The sequence below is a fragment of the Pseudomonas baltica genome (assembly GCF_014235765.1).
Taxonomy (GTDB): Bacteria; Pseudomonadota; Gammaproteobacteria; order Pseudomonadales; family Pseudomonadaceae; genus Aquipseudomonas; species Aquipseudomonas baltica.
The window spans coordinates 366,723-386,324 of record NZ_JACMYH010000001.1 but is presented as its reverse complement, the minus strand read 5'-3'; the positions used below and the strand labels follow the sequence as shown (position 1 = coordinate 386,324).

General features: G+C 61.8%; 16 protein-coding genes. 8 read left to right on the top strand and 8 right to left on the bottom strand.

The annotated features are described in order from the left end of the window. Window positions 1–24 precede the first annotated feature (24 nt). The 3 genes from glgB to H7993_RS01865 form a co-directional block, all read right to left on the bottom strand. Entirely contained in the window at window positions 25–2,268 is a 2,244-nt protein-coding gene (gene glgB / locus H7993_RS01875) for a 1,4-alpha-glucan branching protein GlgB (protein WP_185793235.1), read from the bottom strand. Further along, a complete protein-coding gene (gene treS, locus H7993_RS01870; RefSeq protein ID WP_185793234.1) occupies window positions 2,265–5,588 on the bottom strand; it encodes a maltose alpha-D-glucosyltransferase in 3,324 nt (1,107 codons plus the stop codon). Before treS ends, glgB begins: the two co-directional genes overlap by 4 nt. Window positions 5,589–5,683: 95 nt before the next feature. Further along, window positions 5,684–7,711 (bottom strand): alpha-1,4-glucan--maltose-1-phosphate maltosyltransferase, encoded by a 2,028-nt coding sequence (locus H7993_RS01865; RefSeq protein WP_185793233.1) that lies wholly within the window; start codon window positions 7,709–7,711, stop codon window positions 5,684–5,686. A gap of 208 nt (window positions 7,712–7,919) precedes the next feature. On the opposite strand from H7993_RS01865, the gene H7993_RS01860 reads away from it, so the two are divergent. The 3 genes from H7993_RS01860 (at window position 7,920) to H7993_RS01850 (ending at window position 11,523) form a co-directional block, all read left to right on the top strand. Next, window positions 7,920–8,093 carry a hypothetical protein gene (locus H7993_RS01860; protein ID WP_163007558.1) on the top strand — a complete coding sequence of 58 codons (174 nt, stop codon included), beginning with the start codon at window positions 7,920–7,922 and terminating at the stop codon, window positions 8,091–8,093. 99 nt (window positions 8,094–8,192) lie between these two features. After that, a complete protein-coding gene (gene mapR / locus H7993_RS01855) occupies window positions 8,193–9,608 on the top strand; it encodes a GntR family transcriptional regulator MpaR (RefSeq protein ID WP_185793232.1) in 1,416 nt (471 codons plus the stop codon). 526 nt (window positions 9,609–10,134) lie between these two features. Then, window positions 10,135–11,523, top strand: a complete 1,389-nt coding sequence (locus tag H7993_RS01850; protein WP_185793231.1) for an MFS transporter — start codon at window positions 10,135–10,137, stop codon at window positions 11,521–11,523. A 52-nt stretch (window positions 11,524–11,575) separates the two neighbouring features. Here the strand turns inward: H7993_RS01850 and H7993_RS01845 are convergent, their stop codons facing one another. After that, entirely contained in the window at window positions 11,576–12,118 is a 543-nt protein-coding gene (locus H7993_RS01845) for a hypothetical protein (RefSeq protein WP_425311956.1), read from the bottom strand. 209 nt (window positions 12,119–12,327) lie between these two features. Here H7993_RS01845 and H7993_RS01840 point away from each other — a divergent pair, with 209 nt between their 5' ends. The 3 genes from H7993_RS01840 to H7993_RS01830 all read left to right on the top strand — a co-directional run bounded on the left by H7993_RS01840 (window position 12,328) and on the right by H7993_RS01830 (window position 14,357). Beyond that, complete coding sequence (locus H7993_RS01840) at window positions 12,328–13,623, top strand: Nramp family divalent metal transporter (RefSeq protein ID WP_185793230.1); 1,296 nt, start codon at window positions 12,328–12,330, stop codon at window positions 13,621–13,623. 136 nt (window positions 13,624–13,759) lie between these two features. Next, window positions 13,760–14,095: a hypothetical protein gene (locus tag H7993_RS01835; RefSeq protein ID WP_185793229.1), complete on the top strand. Its 336-nt coding sequence runs from the start codon at window positions 13,760–13,762 to the stop codon at window positions 14,093–14,095. Window positions 14,096–14,129: 34 nt separating this feature from the next. Further along, window positions 14,130–14,357, top strand: coding sequence for a hypothetical protein (locus H7993_RS01830; RefSeq protein ID WP_185793228.1), 228 nt, complete (start codon window positions 14,130–14,132; stop codon window positions 14,355–14,357). 30 nt (window positions 14,358–14,387) lie between these two features. Here the strand turns inward: H7993_RS01830 and H7993_RS01825 are convergent, their stop codons facing one another. The 4 genes from H7993_RS01825 to H7993_RS01810 all read right to left on the bottom strand — a co-directional run bounded on the left by H7993_RS01825 (window position 14,388) and on the right by H7993_RS01810 (window position 17,657). Next, window positions 14,388–14,618, bottom strand: a complete 231-nt coding sequence (locus H7993_RS01825) for a hypothetical protein (protein WP_163007557.1) — start codon at window positions 14,616–14,618, stop codon at window positions 14,388–14,390. 166 nt (window positions 14,619–14,784) lie between these two features. Beyond that, window positions 14,785–16,203: a short-chain fatty acid transporter gene (locus H7993_RS01820; protein ID WP_122477817.1), complete on the bottom strand. Its 1,419-nt coding sequence runs from the start codon at window positions 16,201–16,203 to the stop codon at window positions 14,785–14,787. Window positions 16,204–16,263: 60 nt separating this feature from the next. Further along, window positions 16,264–16,920, bottom strand: coding sequence for a 3-oxoacid CoA-transferase subunit B (locus H7993_RS01815; RefSeq protein ID WP_185793227.1), 657 nt, complete (start codon window positions 16,918–16,920; stop codon window positions 16,264–16,266). Between the two features lie 38 nt (window positions 16,921–16,958). Beyond that, window positions 16,959–17,657, bottom strand: coding sequence for a CoA transferase subunit A (locus tag H7993_RS01810; RefSeq protein WP_122477814.1), 699 nt, complete (start codon window positions 17,655–17,657; stop codon window positions 16,959–16,961). Between the two features lie 129 nt (window positions 17,658–17,786). On the opposite strand from H7993_RS01810, the gene H7993_RS01805 reads away from it, so the two are divergent. Together H7993_RS01805 and H7993_RS01800 are read left to right on the top strand one after the other, a co-directional pair. Further along, entirely contained in the window at window positions 17,787–18,683 is an 897-nt protein-coding gene (locus H7993_RS01805) for a LysR family transcriptional regulator (RefSeq protein WP_122477812.1), read from the top strand. 74 nt (window positions 18,684–18,757) lie between these two features. After that, window positions 18,758–19,579, top strand: coding sequence for an aldo/keto reductase (locus H7993_RS01800; RefSeq protein ID WP_122477810.1), 822 nt, complete (start codon window positions 18,758–18,760; stop codon window positions 19,577–19,579). Window positions 19,580–19,602 lie beyond the last annotated feature (23 nt).

Here is a 19,602-nt window from a genome sequence, read left to right as displayed (position 1 = left end):
TGAAGGAGCTCCTTTTCATTACCGTCAGCCCTGGATATCGGCCCGCGTAGGACGCAGGATCAATACACCCAGCGGCGGCAGGTTGAGGCTGATGGCGTGAGGTTGGCCATGGCTGCCCTCCTCTTCGGCGAAGACCTTGCCGCCGTTGCCGTAGTTGGAGCCAGCGTACTGCTCGGCGTCGCTGTTGAGCAGCTCTTCCCACTCGCCACCGAACGGCACGCCTACGCGGTAGGCCTCGCGCGGAACCGGCGTGAAGTTGGCAACCACCAGCACCGGCTCGTTATTGGCACTCCAGCGCAGCCAGGCAAAGACACTGTTGGTGGCGTCGTCGCCGATCAACCACTGGAAGCCCTCGGGCTGGCAGTCCTGCTGGTGCAGTGCCGGTACTTCGCGGTACAGCCTGTTGAGGTCGGCGATCAGCTGCTGAACACCCTTGTGTTCGGAGTACTCGGTGAGGTACCAATCCAGCTGATGATCGTGGTTCCACTCTCGCCACTGGCCGAACTCGCAACCCATGAACAACAGCTTCTTGCCCGGATGAGTCCACATGAAACTCAGGTAGGCACGCAGGTTGGCAAACTTCTGCCAGCGGTCACCGGGCATCTTGTCGATCAGCGAGTGTTTGCCATGCACGACCTCATCATGGGAAATCGGCAGCACGAAATGTTCTGAATAGGCATACACCAAACCAAAACTGAGCTGCCCGTGATGATGCGGCCTGTGGATCGGATCGTTCTGGACGTAGTTGAGCGTGTCATGCATCCAGCCCATGTTCCACTTGTAGTCGAAACCCAGGCCGCCTTCCTGTGTGGGCTGAGTCACGCCCGGCCAGGCGGTGGACTCTTCGGCTATGACCATGGCCCCCGGTGCTTCCTGTTTCACCACGTCATTGAGGTGACGCAGGAACGCGATGGTTTCCAGGTTCTCACGGCCGCCGTACTCGTTGGGCACCCATTCCCCTGCCTTGCGCGAATAGTCGCGGTACAGCATCGACGCCACGGCATCGACGCGCAGGCCGTCGATATGGAACTGCTTGAGCCAGTGAACCGCGGAGGCAATCATGAAGCCATGCACTTCAGTGCGGCCCAGGTTGTAGATCAGCGTGTTCCAGTCTTGATGGAAACCTTCCAGCGGGTTGTCGTATTCGTACAGCGCAGTGCCGTCGAAACGCGCCAGGCCATGCTCGTCGGTGGGGAAATGCGCCGGGACCCAGTCCAGGATCACACCGATTTCGGCTTTGTGGCAGGCATTGACGAACGCCGCGAAGTCTTCCGGCGTGCCATAGCGGGCCGACGGCGCGAACTGCGACAGTGGTTGATAACCCCACGAACCGCCGAATGGGTGCTCCATGATCGGCAGCAGCTCGATGTGGGTGAAGCCCATCTTCTGCACGTACGGAATCAGGCGCTCGGCCAGTTCATGCCAGTTGTAGGGACGAACCACCTCGCCTGCTTCGTCGAGCTCGCACATCCATGAACCGGCGTGCAGTTCATAGATTGACTGTGGTGCACCCAGCGCGTGGCGCTCGGCGCGGATATCCAGCCAAGCGTTGTCGTCCCAGGCGAACTGCATCGGCTTGGCCACCCGCGAGGCGGTGGACGGCGGCAACTCGGTGCACAGGGCAATCGGGTCGGCCTTGAGCGGCAGAATGCCGTGCTGGCCAAGAATCTCGTATTTATACGGTTCGCCAGGCTGCAGGCCGGGGATGAACAACTCCCAGACGCCGGCCGGGAAGCGTTGGCGCATTGGATGACGGCGACCGTCCCAGACGTTGAAGTCACCGACCACCGACACCCGCTTGGCGTTCGGTGCCCAGACGGCGAAGCGCACGCCCTGCACGCCTTCGATTTCGATGAACTGGGCGCCGAAGACGCTGCCCAGGTTGCGATGCTTGCCCTCTGCAAACAGGTAGATGTCCATGTCGCCGAGCAGATTGCCGTAGCTGTACGGGTCTTCGCTGACCTGCACCCCCCCGGCCCACTGCACGCGCAGCAGGTAGGGTTGGCTTTGCTCGATATGGCCAGTGAACAGCCCGGGCACGTCGCCCTGGTCGAGGGTCGTCAGTGGATGCCCCCCGTCCTTGGCCAATACCTGCACGCTCAGGGCCGTCGGCAGGTAGGCACGGATGTAGCTGCCTGTGCCGCCATCGCTATGGGCACCCAGAACCGAGAACGGATCAGAATGGTCGGCACGGATCAGCGCCTCGATATCGGCTTTTGCCGGCAACGCGCCGGAATCGCGCTTGCCATGTTCGCTGTGCGCACTCATTGCTTATTCTCCCTCGTACTCAAGAGCCCGAACAGTCCGTGCAAGGGCACGGCCAACCAGCTCGGGCGATTCTCCGCTTCATAAGCGATCTCGTAGGCAGCCTTTTCCAGGCTGAACAAATCCAGTGCCGCGCGCGCGCCGTCCGGGTCCTGCCACTGATGTGGCACGGCCTGGGTCGCCAGGTCGTAGGCGCCGATGAACGCATGGCGGGCCTCGGCCAGGTAGCGCTGGGCCACGCGCTGGCGCGCCGATGCTGCTTCCTCGGAGGCATCGGTGCTTTGTACATTGCGGATCGCCATGGCCGCAGCGTAGTCGAACGAACGCAATACGCCTCCTACATCCTTGTAAGGACTGTATTTGGCGCGGCGCTCTTCGAGTGGCCGTGCAGGCTCACCCTCGAAGTCGATCAGGTAGGCATCACCCTGCACCACCAGCATCTGGCCCAGGTGCAGGTCGCCATGGACCCGCATGATCAGACCGCCAGTGGCCTGCGCGCTGAGGCGCTCGACCTGGGCCAGCAACTCTTCGCGTCGGCCCAGCAGCTCGGCCACCAAAGCCTGGTCCTGCTCGGCAAATTCGGTGTGGCGCTGCTCGAGCAGGCCCAGCGCCCGCTCGACTTGGCTGGCGATGCTTGTAGCCCAGCCTTGGGCATCTTTCTGGTTGCTCACCCGGGCGAGGAAATCGGCCTGGGCGCCGGACGCCGCCAGGGCGACGTGCATCTCGCCCAGGCGCTGGCCGAGCATGCCGGCAAAGTCTGCCAGCTCGCCCAGTGCGTCGTAGCGCTGGCCTTGTTCGGAATGGGCGAAGGCCATCTCGTCGCGAATCGCGCGCTCGAGGTTGTTCTGGGTCCATTCCCAGGCGTCGCCCTGATTGTTCAGGTAACCCTGGGCAATCATCAGCAAGTGCGGTGTTCCGCTGGCATCCACACGGCTGACGGACCCCATCAGCGGCGAGATGTTGGCGTAGCCCGCGGCGGTCAGGTAGGCGCCCATTTCCAGCTCTGGATGGATGCCACCGCTGACGCGGCGAATCATCTTCAGCACCAGGCTGCCGCCGACCACGACCGAGCTGTTGGACTGCTCGGCCGACAGGTAGCGGATCACCGAAGTCTGGTCGAGATTCAGGGCCGTCAGATGCTCGGTGGCCTGGAAGCGGATCTCGCCTTCGCCGGTCGCCAGGGTCTTCTCGACCTGAAGCCCTTCGATCACCGAGTGGATGAAGTTTTCCAGGACGAAGGCGTCGGTGATCAGGCCGACTTCACGGCCGCGCCGAACACGCGACAGCGCCAGTTGCAAGGGCAGCGGCGAGCCGCTGTGCTCCTCGGGAATGAAGCCGAACGGGAACTGGTAGCGGCTGGTCTGGCCACCGGCGGTGACCTCCAGCTCACTGAGGAGCACCGGGCTTTGCGGCGTGCCGAAGCGCACGCCGTAAGCGATGCGCAGGTTGTCTATGGCCACGTCCTTGCCGCCGAACCAGCGTCGCTTGGGCAGGTACTGCAGCAGAGAGGTGTTTTCCAGAGTGCTGCGCGACGGCTCGTCGAGCAACTCCTCCATCCGTTGTTTCAAAACCAGGGTCTGGAAGTCAGGCATGCTTTGGGCCGGTTCGACGTGCCAACTCGGCATCTGGGTTTCGCTGGCCAGCAGGAACCAATAGAAGCCGTAGGGTGGCAAGGTCAGCAGAAAATTCAGCTGACCGATGGGTGGGAAGGCGCTGCCGCCGAGCATCTCTACCGGCACCATGCCGGCGTACGGGGACAGATCCAATTCAGCCGCTTGGGCGGCACGCGAGACGTTGGCTACGCACAACACGATCTCGGTCTTGCCATCACTGCCGGTGTATTCACGCACGTAGGCCAGGATGCGGCGGTTGGTCGGCGTGAGCATGGTCAGGGTGCCGCGGCCGAACGCTTTCTGCTGACGGCGCACGGCGAGCATGCGCCGGGTCCAGTTCAGCAGCGAGTGCGGGTCGTTGGCCTGGGTTTCGACGTTGACCGACTGGTAGCCATAGAGCGGATCCATGATCGGCGGCAGCACCAGGCTGGCCGGGTCGGCGCGAGAGAAGCCGCCGTTTCGGTCGATCGACCACTGCATGGGCGTGCGCACACCGTCGCGGTCACCCAGGTAGATATTGTCGCCCATGCCGATTTCGTCACCGTAATACAGGGTCGGTGTGCCGGGCATGGACAGCAGCAGGCTGTTGAGCAATTCGACCCGGCGGCGGTCACGTTCGAGCAGCGGCGCCAGGCGACGACGAATGCCGAGGTTGATCCGCGCGCGGCTGTCGGCCGCGTAGTAGTTCCACAGGTAATCGCGCTCACGGTCGGTGACCATTTCCAGGGTCAGTTCATCGTGGTTGCGCAGGAAGATCGCCCATTGGCAGTTGGCTGGAATGGCAGGCGTCTGGCGCAGAATGTCGGTGACCGGAAAGCGGTCTTCCTGCGCCAGTGCCATGTACATGCGTGGCATCAACGGGAAATGGAACGCCATGTGGCACTCGTCGCCGTTGTCGCCGTGAGCATCGCCGAAGTACAGCTGGGTATCCTCGGGCCACTGGTTGGCCTCGGCCAGCAGCATGCGGTCCGGGTAGTTGGCGTCGATCTCGGCACGGATCTGCTTGAGCACCTGGTGGGTTTCGGGCAGGTTCTCGTTGTTGGTGCCGTCGCGCTCGATCAGGTACGGGATGGCATCCAGGCGCAGGCCGTCGATGCCCATGTCCAGCCAGTAGCGCATGACGTCAATGACTGCTTTCATCACTTGCGGGTTGTCGAAATTCAAATCCGGCTGGTGCGAATAGAAACGGTGCCAGAAGTATTGGCCTGCGACGGGGTCCCAGGTCCAGTTGGACTTCTCGGTATCGAGAAAGATGATTCGCGTTCCGTCGTATTTCTCGTCGCTGTCGGACCACACATAGAAATCGCGAGCCTTGGAGCCCTTCTTGGCCTTGCGCGCGCGCTGAAACCAGGGGTGCTGGTCGGAAGTGTGGTTGATCACCAGCTCGGTGATCACACGCAAGCCGCGCTTGTGCGCCTCGCTGATGAAACGTCGCACATCGGCCAACGTGCCGTAGTCCGAGTGCACCGCCTTGTACTCGGCGATGTCGTAGCCGTCGTCGCGACGCGGCGACGGGTAGAACGGCAGCAGCCAAATGGTATTGACGCCCAGATCGGCGATGTAATCGAGTTTGGCGATCAACCCCGGAAAGTCACCGATGCCGTCGTTGTCGGAGTCGAAGAACGACTTGACGTGGACCTGATAGATAACCGCATCCTTGTACCAGAGCGGATCATCGATGAACGCTTGCGACCGAGGCTTTTTCGCCATTGTGGATTCCCTGTAGTGAGCAGCGTGTCTGGAGCGGCTGGACATCGCCTGGAGCAGCGTGAGACACCGAGTGCGGCGTACGACGTGGCACTTGCCTACGGCTGTACGCGGGTGATCCTCCAGATACCGAACGGTTGATAGGCAGGGTCGATCCGCATGAACTGATTCTTGCCGTGCCACGTCCAGCGATGCCCGGTCATCAGGTCTTCGCCGTTGGTGGCCGCATCGTCGTCCAGGCCCAACTCCCACAGCGGCAGCTCGAAATGGGCTTCCTGGACGTTGTGTGGATCGAGGCTCACGGCGACCAGCACATAGTTGCTGCGGTCAGCGGTCCGCTTGCCGAAATACAGGACGTTATCGTTGTAGCACTGAAAGAACTCGACGCCCAGATGTGTTTGCAACGCCGGGTTCTGACGGCGAATCCGGTTGAGCTGGGCGATCTCGGCAATGATGTTGCCGGGGGCGGTGAAGTCACGCGGGCGGATCTCGTACTTCTCCGAGTCCAGATACTCTTCCTTGCCAGGGATGGGCGCCGATTCACACAGTTCGAAACCCGAATACATGCCCCACAGGCCGGAGCCCATGGTCGCCAGCGCCGCGCGGATGAGGAACCCGGCGCGGCCGTTGTCGTGCAGGAAGAACGGGTTGATGTCCGGCGTGTTGACGAAGAAGTTCGGCCGGTAGCAGTGCGCCCACGGTGCCTGGTTGAGCTGGGTGAAATAGGTGGTCAGCTCCGGCTTGGTATTGCGCCAGGTGAAGTAGGTGTAGCTCTGCGAGTAACCGACCTTGCCCAGGCGCGCCATCATGGCTGGCTTGGTGAACGCCTCTGCAAGGAACATCACGCTTGGGTCTTTGCTGCGGATATCGGCGATCAGCCATTGCCAGAATGGCAGCGGCTTGGTGTGCGGGTTGTCGACGCGAAAGATCTTCACGCCTTCCTCGACCCAGCCCCACACCACGTCGCGCAGCTCGGTCCACAGGCCCGGCACTGCGTCGGCAGCGTAGAAGTCGACGTTGACGATGTCCTGGTATTTCTTCGGCGGGTTTTCCGCATAGCGGATGGTGCCGTCCGGGCGCCAGCTGAACCAGCCCGGGTGCTCTTTGAGCCACAGGTGGTCTTGGGAGCACTGGATGGCGAAGTCCAGCGCGATTTCCAGACCGTGCTCGGCCGCCGCGGCCACCAGCCTGCGGAAGTCTTCACGCGTGCCCAGCTGCGGGTGAATGGCCTCGTGCCCACCCTCGGCGCTGCCGATGGCATAAGGGCTGCCTGGATCGTCCGGGCCGGCGGTCAGGGAGTTGTTCGGGCCCTTGCGGTGAGCGCGTCCGATGGGATGGATCGGCGGGAAATACAGCACGTCGAAATTCATGTCGCGAATCATCGGCAGACGGCTGTGCACGTCATTGAAGGTGCCATGACGAGCTTTGTCATCGGTGATCGAGCGCGGAAACAACTCGTACCAGCTGGCGAACTGCGCGAGTTCGCGTTCTACGTCCAGGGCATATTCGACACTGGAGCAGAGGAACGCGCGCGAGTCCGCCAGGGACATCAAGGCTTGGGTGTCACGCTGCAACAGCAGCGCGACCTTGGCGTCCTGATCCAGCCCCTGCAATTCGTCGTGCAACTGGCGCAGTTGGCGTGCCAGGGTATCCTGGCTGCGGCTGGCGGCCTGCTCGAGGTGCACGCGGCCTTCTTCAAGTTCTAGGTCGATGGTCACGCCAGCGGCGTACTTCTTTTCCAGTTCGTAGCGGTAGCTGGCGAACTGGTCGATCCAGGCGTCGATGCAATAGGCATGGGTGCCGACGCTGTCGACGACCAGCTCGGCTTCCCAGCTGTCGTTGCCCAGCTCGCGCATGGCAGTGCTGTGCCAGGTGTCGGTGCCCGCCTCATGCCAGCGCAGGACCACGGCCAGCTTGTCGTGACCGTCGGCGTAGACCTTGGTGCTGACCGTGACCGTCTGGCCGACGATGGCCTTGACGGCAAATTGACCACCGTCAATGACAGGCTGCGTGTCTTCGATCACGATCCGAGGCAGCAGCAGCGCCTGGGACAGGCTCAGCACGTGGTCTGGCGTCTGTTCGTCGGTCGCGTTCTGGTCCGCTTGGAAAGTCTGATCAGCCGTCATCGAGCCTCGCTCCTGTGCGTCACCTGGACGCTGTTGTGCTTGTGCAAGCGGTGAAGTGAACCGGGTTTGTCTTTCGCTTAGGTTCGGAGCCAAGCCTCGAGGGAAAGTTCATATGCTTTTACACGTTGCAACGCGCTTGGACGGACCGAAATCGTTGTAAACGATGTCTACCACAGGCATATGTCCATTACCCACCAGAGGCCGCCCTATGAACCTTCCCCTTCCGCCTGAACCAACGGATCCGAACATCGACGAACCTCCCCTGCCGGACGTGCCACCCACGGTGCCTCAAGACGATCCGGACGGTGTCCCGGTGCAACCGACCGTGCCACCCACCCCGATTGGCGACCCTCCCATCGACCCTGCGCCGATCCAGGCCTGAACCCGGCACTGGTCACCGGCAAGCCATGTGCGCATGGCCTGCCGGCTGTGCGCACCGCTGTGGCATAGTGCGGCCCTCGCCCATGGACCCAGGCCGGTCATGAAACGCTACGAGCAGTTTGCCCACCACATCGCCGAGCTCATTCGCACCGGCGTGCTGAAGCCCGACGAGCGCGTGCCCTCCGTGCGACATGCCAGCCAGACTCAGGGTGTCAGCCCCTCTACGGTGTTCCAGGCCTATTACCTGCTCGAGCGACGCGGAATGATCCGCGCCCGTCCGCGTTCCGGCTACTTCGTCAATGCCTTGGCCGAACGATCGCTGGAGGAGCCCTCGGCGACCTCGCAGGTGCTGGCCGAGTCGACCGATGTCGACGTCAGTGAGCTGGTGTTTTCCATCCTCGATTCGATCAAGGATCCGAACACGGTGCCACTGGGGTCTGCCTTTCCCAGCCCTGACCTGTTTCCATTGCCGCGCCTGGCGCGCTCGCTGGCCAGTACCAGCCGAGCCATGCACCCGCGCGAAACGGTCACCGATCTGTCGCCGGGCAGCCCCGAGCTGCGCCGGCAGATCGCCTTGCGCTACAACATAGCCGGCATCAACCTGCCGGTCGATGAGTTGCTGATCACCAACGGCGCACTGGAAGCCTTGAACCTGTGCCTGCAGGCGGTGACCGAGCCGTGCGACATGGTGGCGATCGAGGCACCGGCGTTCTACGCCTGCCTGCAAGTGCTGGAACGGCTCAAGCTCAAGGCGGTTGAAATTCCCACCCATCCGCGCGACGGGTTGGACGTGGATGCCTTGGCCAACGCTCTGCAGCGCCTGCCGATCAAGGCATGCTGGTGCATGCCGACGTTCCAGAATCCGATCGGTGCAAGCATGCCGGAGGCGCGCAAGCGTCAACTGGTAGCGCTGCTGCATGAACACCAGGTGCCCTTGATCGAAGATGACGTGTACGCCGAGCTGTACTTCGGCCAACACGCGCCGCGCCCGGCCAAGGCCTATGACAGCGATGGCTGGGTGCTGCATTGCGGATCGTTCGCCAAAAGCCTGGCACCCGGGTACAGGATCGGCTGGGTCGCTGCCGGACGCTTTGCGCAGAAAGTCGAGCGCCTGAAGATCATGACCTCGATCTGCGCTTCGGTGCCGGGTCAGGCGGCCATTGCCGACTACCTTCAACACGGCGGCTATGATCGACACCTGCATCGGTTGCGCGGTGCACTGCAGGGCCAGCAGCAAGCAATGATGGCGGCCATCGCGCGTTATTTTCCCCAAGACACCCGGGTAAGTCGCCCCGAGGGTGGGTACTTCCTGTGGCTCGAATTGCCGACAAGAGTCGATTCGCTGCAGTTGTTTCGCCTGGCGTTGGCGCAAGGCATCAGCATTGCGCCGGGCCCGATCTTTTCCGCCAGCGGCCGATTCGGCAACTGCATTCGTTTGAACTACGGCTCGCCGATGGGCAAGGTTCAGTTGGCCGCCATGCAGACGCTGGGCAATCTGGTCCGCGAGTTGGCCTGAGCCGCACGCGCAATCAGCTGCAGCAAATGACACACCGTGCATTGAACGACGTACCGCGGCGCTCTCTTCGCGGCCGCTGACCGCTCCTACGGGGGATTCGGGTTCTTGGCCGACCGGGGGATGCGGTGGAACCGAGAACCTGTAGCAGCGGCGCAAGCCGCGTCCGGGAGCGCCGCGCACTGGTGTGGATCAAAAATCAAATGTGTGCGATCAGCGGCTACAATAGCAAGCAAGCTAGGCACCGATCACACCCGCGCGCAACCCGTTCCATGCGCCTGCGCAGCGCTCTATTCCGGCACTGTCGGTTGAAACCCGAACCCACTTGGGGCAGTCTTGCATGCAGCCCGGCTCACGGACCGCTCCAACCCTGGCATGCAGCCGTATTGACACCCATTCGGCACCACTGCTAAACATTAACTACCCAGTTAGTTTTGCCTCACTCCAGCGCACGCAGCGTCGCCTGCACCGGGGTGAAAACGAAGCCAACGGTTCCAATGCTTCATAATAAAAACAACGGAGACACAGCATGGCGCATGCTCAGTCAGAATCGCACGGCTCGCAGCAAACCAAGAAGGCCACCGCCAGCGGTTGGGTCGGTTCCGCTCTGGAATACTACGACTTCTTTATCTATGCCCAGGCCGCGGCGTTGATCTTTCCGCAAATCTTCTTTCCCAACACCGACCCCAAGGTCGCCATTGTCGCCTCGTTGGCGACCTACGGCGTAGGCTACGTTGCACGCCCCATCGGCGCGTTCTTCCTCGGCCACTGGGGCGATACCCGCGGCCGCAAGAACGTATTGCTGTTGTGCATGTTCCTGATGGGCTTCGCCACCATGGCCGTCGGCCTGCTGCCGACCTACAGCCAGGTCGGCCTCTGGGCACCGGCCATGCTGGTGGTACTGCGCTTGATCCAGGGCTTCGCGGTCGCGGGGGAGATCTCCGGAGCCAGTTCCATGGTCCTGGAACACGCGCCGTTCGGACGGCGAGGTTTCTACGCCAGTTTCACCTTGCAGGGCGTGCAGGCCGGGCAAATCTTCGCCGCAGCGATTTTCCTTCCGTTGGCCTATTTCATGCCGGACGAAGCGTTCAACTCGTGGGGCTGGCGTATTCCGTTCCTGCTCAGTGCCGTGGTGCTGATCGCCGGCTACATCATTCGCCGCGAGGTCAGTGAAACCCCGGCCTTCGAAACTCAGGAAGCGCGGGCCACCATCACCAAGTCGCCGGTCCTGGAGGCTTTCAAGCACAGCTGGCGGAACATGGGCCTGGTCATGTGCATGGCGCTGATGAACGTGATTCCGGTGGTCGCGACCATCTTCGGCGCCGCGTACGCGGTGCAACCGGCCTACGGCATCGGTTTCGCAAAGAGCGTGTACCTGTGGATCCCGGTGATCGGCAACATCGTGGCGGTGTGCGTGATCCCGTTCGTGGGTAACCTCTCGGACCGGATCGGCCGCCGTCCGATGATCATCGGTGGCGCACTGAGCTCCGGCATCCTGTCGTTCTTCTACCTGTATGCGATCAGCGTGCATAACGTACCGCTGGCCATCGGCATGTCGATTCTGATGTGGGGCGTGTTCTACCAGGGCTACAACGCGGTGTTTCCAAGTTTCTACCCTGAGCTTTTCGAAACCCGCTACCGCGTCTCGGCCATGGCCATTTCGCAGAATGTCGGCACGCTGATCACCGCCATGCTTCCGGTGCTGTTCGCCGCGATGGCTCCACCGGGCTCCGCCAACATCCCCATGGTAGTGGGTTCACTGGCCTTGGGTGTGTGCTGCATCGCAGCGTTGGCAGCGTTCTGTGCCAAGGAGACCTATCGCATCCCGTTGAACGAGCTGGGCAAGCCAGGCGCCGCTGCAGTGGACCCGCAGGCGTATGAGCGCAGTCGCCAGGAGGCTTTCAGTTCGGTGCGCTGATCTACCCCCGCATCACCCGAAGGCCCCTGCACATGCAGGGGCCTTTTTCGTTCTAACCGCCCGGATTGGTGTACTGCGCATACACCGCGAACACACCCAGCAACACCCACAGCACACTGAACAGGAACGGCGATCTCATGGAGAACAGCAACGCTCCGCGCCAGCGCTTTTCACTCGACTCGCGTTCGCTGAACAGCGGCGACTCGTCATAGGCCGCGCCCATCGCCGGCTCGCTGTCCAGCAACTGGCTCTGCTTGAAATGCCAATGGTCGATGATGTCGTAGGCCGAGCGGATGCCCGGCCAGGCATGCAGCGAGCTGACCAGGCCGAACAGCGCCAGCAGCGGCGGCACGACCAGGGTGAACAGCTTGCCCCACTCCGGGTTCAGGTTGGCCATGGACGAGGCATAGGCAATGACCAGGAAAGACTGTGCGGACAGATAGGCGTCGGTGCGGTTGGAAAGAATGGAGGTTTCGTACTGGATCTCCTTGCGGTAGAAGTCCAGGCGATCCTTGGGGCTGCCGAACATCAGCACATCGGCTGCCGCGTCGGCTCTGGCAGGCGTCTGAATGTCATCGACGATAATCTGCGACATGTCTGCATTCCTTTTGCGGTAAGGCTCATCGGAAAGCCTGCGGCGGGATTGGTTCAGCGCAGCCGACCGGCGGGTACGGTCATTGAAATCGTAAAAATGTGAAATATCCCCCTACACCTTTTTGCAACTTGTCAGGTCATATGACATCCTAACTCATGATTGAATGACCCCCTGATCCATCCACAAAAACAACAAAGGGAATTCACCCAATGACGAGTACCCACTCGCTCGAAAAAAAGGCGGCCGCTCCCACGACTCGCATGGGCCGCCTTGCCAAGATCATCGGACCGGGCATTATCGCCGTGCTGTCATGGCTGGGCGCCGGTGACTTGATCACCTCCTCCGTGGCGGGCGCCAACTACGGCTATGCCATGATGTGGGTGCTGGCAGTATCGCTACTGCTCAGATTCCTCATCGTCAACATCATTGCCCGCTTCCAACTGTGCAACAACCAGGGCATGACCATCCTGCAGGGCTATGCACAACTGCACCCTTTCTTCGCCTGGTTCATGCTGGGCTACGCATTGATCATGGGCCACTTGACCAACGCCTACATGATCAAGGGCGCTGGCGAAGCATTGGCCACCCTGCTGCACATCAATCAGCCTTTGTTGGCATCCTTTGCCGTGGTACTGGGTGTGTGGCTGCTGGTGGGACGCAACGTCTATTCGCTGATCGAAGGCGTGATGAAAGGGCTGCTGGCCTTGATGACCCTGGCTTTCATGGCCTTGGCGATCATGTCCAAACCGGACGTGGGCGGCATCCTGGCCGGGACCATCGGCTTCAGCATTCCACCGGATGAAGGCGTGCATGGCGCGCTGCTGGTCGCGGTATCGGTGATCGGTGCGGTGGCCGGCTCGATCGCCAACTTCGTCCACCCCTACGTAATGCGCCAGAAAGGCTGGGTAGGCCCTGAACACAAGCGCATCCAGCGTAACGACCTGCTGTTCGCGGTGTTCGTCGGCATTATCATCAACCTGGCCATCTGGGTGGTGGGTGCGGAAATCCTGCGTCCCAACGGTATCGAAGTGAAGACCCTGGACGACTTGGGCTCGGCACTGCAGATGTTCTTCGGCACCGGCGGCTGGCTGATCTTCTTCGTCGGCGTGTTCGCCACGCTGTTCGCCAGCATCGCTGGCAAGACCACTGCCTTCCCGATGCTGATCACCGATGCCTTCCAGCACATCCGTCCGGAGCGTCGCGAGAAGTACGGCAAGGAGTTCCATCATGACCCGATGCACAAATGGTTCATGCTGTTCATTCTGGTCACGCCACTGGTGTGGTCGCTGCCAGGCATGCCCGACTTCGTGACCCTGACCATCGGCGTGAACGCGCTGAACATCATTGGTTTGCCGGTGATTTCCCTTGGCCTGCTGATCATGTCCAACCAGAAGAAGCTGCTCGGTAAATATCGCAACAACTGGTTCGAAAACATCGCGCTGGGCTTCGCCACCATCCTCGCCGTATGGGTCGCTTTCCAGCTGGGCATGCAATTGCTCGCTTGATCGCCCCTTCCCCCCTGTGAGCGGCCGACGGCCGCCCCCACCAAGTTAGCCAAGCATGCCGTTCGTCGGCATGCGGGCACCTCCTGGCCTCCCCCATAGCCCAATGCCTGAAGCATTCACGAACAAGGAGAGCTCCATGAAAAGCCAGAAATACATCACCACAGCGTTGCTCGCAGGCTTGTTGGCTGCTGCAGCCGTACCGGCCATGGCCGACAACAGCACCGGTCCGACCAACCCAGCCGCCAAGGGCACCGTACCTTCAGCGGTAGGTGTGCCGGCGGGGACCGATGCCGGTATGGCTAATCGTAATACCGACGGCACTGCCGCGCCGCGAAACGGCACCAGCACCGACATCAAGCCGCAGAACACCGGCAACCCCGAAGGCAGTTCAATGGGTGGCGCAACGACCGAACCTGGTTCGGGCGCCATGGACGGTGGTGACGGCACCGGGTCCGAAGGCGGCAAGCGCTGATCGGCCACGCATCCAGCCACCTCGGGAGAACACCATGAGCGAACACACACCTGCACCGAACACGGTCGAGCGTGATACCGACGATTCGCAGGGCAACCACCCCGAAGATCCGCTACTCGACTCCAAGCCTGACAAGACCGGGGATCCAACCACCCCTGAAGGCAATCGCTTCAGTCCCGATTTCAAATCGGACCCTGAAGTCGACCCCGGCAGTGCGGACGACGAAGAAACCGACGCCGATATCGACACAGCAGGCGGCTGACCCACGCCGCCACCTCGGCTGACCGTTCGCTCAGCGGCTGATACGGCTGCGCTCGTTGCGCACGTCGAATATCAGCTGCCGAGCGACCTCCGAACTGATCAGACCCTGCTCCCTGAAACCCTCGACCTTGCCAATGATCTGCACCGCTGCCTGATCCAGGTCCCTGGACGCTGCGGTATGCAGGTTGCGTATTTCCTGGGAAATGATCCGACTGACCTGTTCACCCTGGTCCGGACCCCCGCCCGCGCCGTTATCAAGCATTTCAAGATCTCCCTTCATCGGTTCACGATGGGTGGGCGTCCAGCCCATATCCCATTCAACCTAGATGTGTACCCCGAGCGCTGGCTACTTCGCAATAGCCACTACGCAAACAATCGCTCGGCGGGAGCATATTCCCGATCAACGTCGCGCGCAGATCACGCCTGTCTCAGGGTGCAACGGGAGGCACATAGGCCAAGGTCGTGCCCAGCGCCCAAAGCAGGAACAGCACCAGGGGCGCATGCACCAGCAGCTGCACAAACGAGAAACCGATCAAGTCACGCGCTTTCAAGCCCAACACGCCGAGCAGAGGCAGCATATAGAACGGATTGATCAGATTCGGCAAGGCTTCGGCAGCGTTGTAGATCTGCACGGCCCAGCCCAGGTGATATTGCAGCTCGTTGGCCACCTGCATGACGTAGGGCGCCTCGATGATCCACTTGCCCCCGCCCGACGGGATGAAGAACCCGAGCACTGCCGAATAGACGCCCATCAACAGTGCATAGGTATCGTGCGAGGCGATCTGTACGAAGAAAGTGGAGATATGGTGAGCCAGGGTCTGTGCATCGCCACCCTTGACCGTGGTCATGATCGCGGCGATCGAGCCGTACAGGGGAAACTGGATCAGCACCCCGGTGGTGGTCGGCACTGCACGCGCCACTGCATCGAGAAAGCTGCGCGGACGCCAATGCAGCAGCAGGCCCAGCATGATGAACAGGAAATTGTAGGTATTGAGCCCGGAGATCGCGGTGATCGCCGGCTTGGTGGAAAACTCGTGGAACAGCCACCCCGCGGCCAGCAATACCAGAAAGATGGTGATCAGCGGGCTGTATTCCAGCCATTCGCCAGGTCGACTGCGCTTGTTCAGGGGCGGCAGACTGAAAGCCGGGTCGATGCCACAGGCCTCGGCGTCCCGGGCAGAGTTGGGGCCCGGGGCCGTGGCGTAGGCCACCACCAACGAAACCAGCACCAGTGCCAGCAGCAATACACCCGACTGCCAGAGGAAAATCGTCTGGGTAAACGGAATCACACCGGTGATCGACAGGATCGACGGTGGCAGGCTGGCGGGGTTGGCCTGCAACTGCGCCGCCGACGACGACAACCCGAGCGCCCAAACCGCACCCAGCCCCAGGTACGCCGCCGCGCCGGCCGCGCGGTAGTCCATGCGCAGGTCGGTCCGTCGTGCCAATGCCCGCACCAGCAGCCCGCCGAAAACCAGCGACAGCCCCCAGTTGAGCAACGACGCCACCATCGATATCAGCGCCACCCAGGCCACGGCCGAGCGGCCATTGCGAGGGATGCGCGCGAGGCGATCGATCAGCTTCACCGCAGGTGGCGAACTGGCGACCACGTAGCCACCAATCACCACGAAGGCCATCTGCATGGTGAACGGGATCAGGCTCCAGAATCCGTCGCCAAAGGCTGTTGCCGTTGCGGTCGGCGTGCCGCCGATGGCCAGTGCTCCCAGTGCCACCAGCAACACCGCAACGGCGGCGAATACGTAGGAATCAGGGAACCAGCGCTCGGCCCAGCTCGAACAGCGCAGGGCGAAGCGAGCGTAGCGGCTCTCTTCAAGTTGTGCAGACATGGTGGTGTTTCCCTTGTTCTTATAGGTATGAGATCGGCTGAAGGCAGTGGTGGAACGTAATCAGAAACTCATTTCAACGACGTCGTCGGCGATGATCAGCTTGCCGGCCGTCTTCGCCTTGATCTCATCGATACTGACACCGGGCGCACGCTCCTTGAGAATGAACGCGCCGTCTTCGATCTCCAGGTAGGCCAGGTCCGTGAGTACCTTGCGAATGCACCCGGCACCGGTCAGCGGCAGTGTGCACAACGGCAGCAGCTTCGACTCGCCATCCTTGGAGGCATGGGTCATGGTGACGATGATGTTCTCTGCGCCGGCCACCAGGTCCATCGCCCCACCCATACCCTTGACCAGCTTGCCGGGGATCATCCACGAGGCAATGTTGCCCTGTACGTCCACTTCGAAAGCACCGAGCACGGTGAGGTCGACATGGCCGCCGCGGATCATCGCAAACGACTGCGCAGAGTCGAAGATGGACGCGCCGGCGCGTGCCGTCACGGTCTGTTTGCCGGCGTTGATCATGTCGGCGTCGACGGTAGCCTCGGTGGGAAATTCGCCCATGCCCAGCAGACCGTTTTCCGACTGCAGCATGACGTCGATGCCGGCCGGCACGTAGTTGGCCACCAGGGTAGGTATGCCGATCCCCAGGTTCACGTAGAAACCGTCTTGCAGTTCGCGCGCCACGCGCTGGGCCATCTGTTCGCGAGTAAGTGCCATTTGGAAAACCTCTTGTGGAGCAGAGCAGATGGGAGCAATCAGGCCTTGAGGGTGCGCTTTTCGATGCGCTTCTCGAAGGTGCCCTGGATCACTCGGTCGACGTAGATGCCTGGCGTGTGGATGTGCTCGGGCAGGAGCACGCCGGGTTCGACGATTTCTTCGACCTCGACCACGGTGATGCGCCCGGCGCTTGCCGCCAGCGGGTTGAAGTTCTGGGCGGTGTGACGATAGATGACGTTGCCGAAATGGTCGGCCTTCCAGCCCTTGACGATGGCGAAGTCGCCGGTGATGGCCTGCTCGAGAATGTACTGGCGGCCATTGAATTCACGTATTTCCTTGCCTTGCGCTATCGGTGTGCCGTAGCCGGTAGCCGTGAAGAACGCGGGGATGCCGGCGCCGCCTGCGCGCATCTTTTCCGCCAGGGTGCCTTGAGGGGTGAGTTCGACTTCCAGCTCGCCATCGAGCAACTGTCGCTCGAACAGGGCGTTTTCGCCGACATAAGAGGCGATCATCTTGCGAATCTGCCGGTCTTCGAGCAGCACGCCAAGGCCAAAGCCGTCGACGCCGCAGTTGTTGGACACCACCGTAAGGTCGCGGACACCCAGTCGCTTGATTTCGGCAATGAGGTTTTCCGGAATGCCACACAGGCCGAACCCACCGGCCAGTACGGTCATGCCATCACGCAGGCCTTCGAGTGCCTGGGCATAGGTTGCCACTCGTTTATCGAGTCCAGCCATGATTGTTCGCCTTGTTTTGTTTGTTATGGCGCCGTCACGTCGGCAACGGCAAGCGTGACGGTATCTTCTCCCCACGGTGGTAATTTGTTAATTTTGTTTTTCTTGGGGATTGATTGGTTTTGCAAATAGATGAACGTCAAACAACTGCGCGCTTTTCTCGCCGTCGCCCAAGCCCTGAGCTTTGCCCAGGCTGGTGAAAAACTGCATCTCTCGCAGCCCGCCCTGAGCTTGACGATAAAAGGCCTGGAAGAAGACCTGGGCGGCGCGCTGCTGATCCGCACCACGCGCAGCGTCAGCCTGACGCCGGAAGGCGAGGTGCTGGTGCCTCTGGCCCGCCGCTTGCTGGCGGACTGGGACAATACCGAAGAGCTGCTGCGCCAGCACTTCACCCTGCAGTTGGGCAAAGTGTCCATCGCGGCCATGCCGTCGTTCGCCGGCAACCTGCTGCCGGCAGCACTGCGGATCTTTCGCGACCGGCACCCGAGGGTCAATGTTGCCGTGCATGATGTGATCAACGAGCACGTGGTGGAGATGGTCCGCCATCGGCGGGTCGAACTGGGCATAGGCTTCGAGCCGGAAAGCACCTCGTCGCTGGTGTTCACCCCCTTCTACACCGATCGGTTCGTGGCGGTGGTGGCGGCCGATTCACCGCTGGCCGAGCAACCGATGCTCACCTGGGAGACCCTGCTCGCTCACGATTTCATTGCCCTGCAGCGCCCTTCTGCGGTTCGCCTGCTGCTGGAAAGCGCCATCAGCGAGCAGCACGGCAAGCTTGCGGTGGCATTCGAGAGCCACCAGTTGAGCACCATCGGCCGCATGGTTGCCCACGGCCTGGGGGTGAGCGCGGTGCCGGCATTGTGCATCGAGCAGATGCATGAACTGGGTGCGCGCTGCGTGCCGTTGGAGTCACCGCGCATCGAACGGCGCATCGGCCTGATGCGCCTGCCCGATCACAAGCTGTCGGCCGCCGCGCACGCGTTGATGGAGGTGCTGCTGGAGCACACGGCGCAGCGCCGACTGGGTTGAACCGCAGCTTCATCGCACTGCCCAACCCTGCAGCGATGGCGCGTTTACCATGTTATCAATCACGGAGCATTGCGATGAACAGCATCAGCCTGGCCGGCAGGCCGGTCGCGAGAATCGGCCAAGGCACTTGGCGCATGGGCGAGGATCCTGCCCGTGCGCAACAGGAAATCGCCGCGCTGCAGCAAGGTATCGACCTGGGCATGACCCTGCTCGACACCGCTGAAATGTACGGCGAAGGCGGCGCCGAAAAAATCGTCGGGCAAGCCATCCAAGGGCGTCGTGACGAAGTCATGCTGGTCAGCAAGGTCTACCCGCACAACGCCAGCAGCCAGGGCGTGATCAAGGCGTGCGAGCGCAGCCTGCAGCGTCTGAACACCGAGCGCATCGACCTGTATCTGTTGCACTGGCGCGGTCAGTATCCCCTGAGCGAAACGGTGGAAGCGTTCGAGCGGCTGCAGGCCCAGGGCAAGATCGGCCGTTGGGGCGTGTCGAATTTCGATGTCGATGACATGACCGAGCTGGACGACGCCGGATGCGCGACCAACCAGGTGCTGTACAACCTGGAAGAGCGCGGCATTGAATTCGACCTGTTGCCGTGGTGCGCGAAGCAGGCGATGCCATTGATGGCGTATTGTCCGATTGCCCAGGGCGGTCGCCTGCTGGACCAACCCGCCTTGCGCCAGGTAGCCGAGCGTCACGGCATCACGCCGGCCCAGGCATGCCTGGCCTGGGTCGTGCGCCACGACAACGTGATCGCGATCCCCAAGGCTTCCACGCCCGAGCACGTAAGGCTGAATGCGGCGGCCTTGCAGGTGAAGCTCGACGAAGCAGATCTAGCCTCGCTGGATGCCGCTTACCCACCACCCCTGCGCAAGCAGCGCCTCAACATGGTTTGAACGCAGGAATCCGAGGCCGCAAC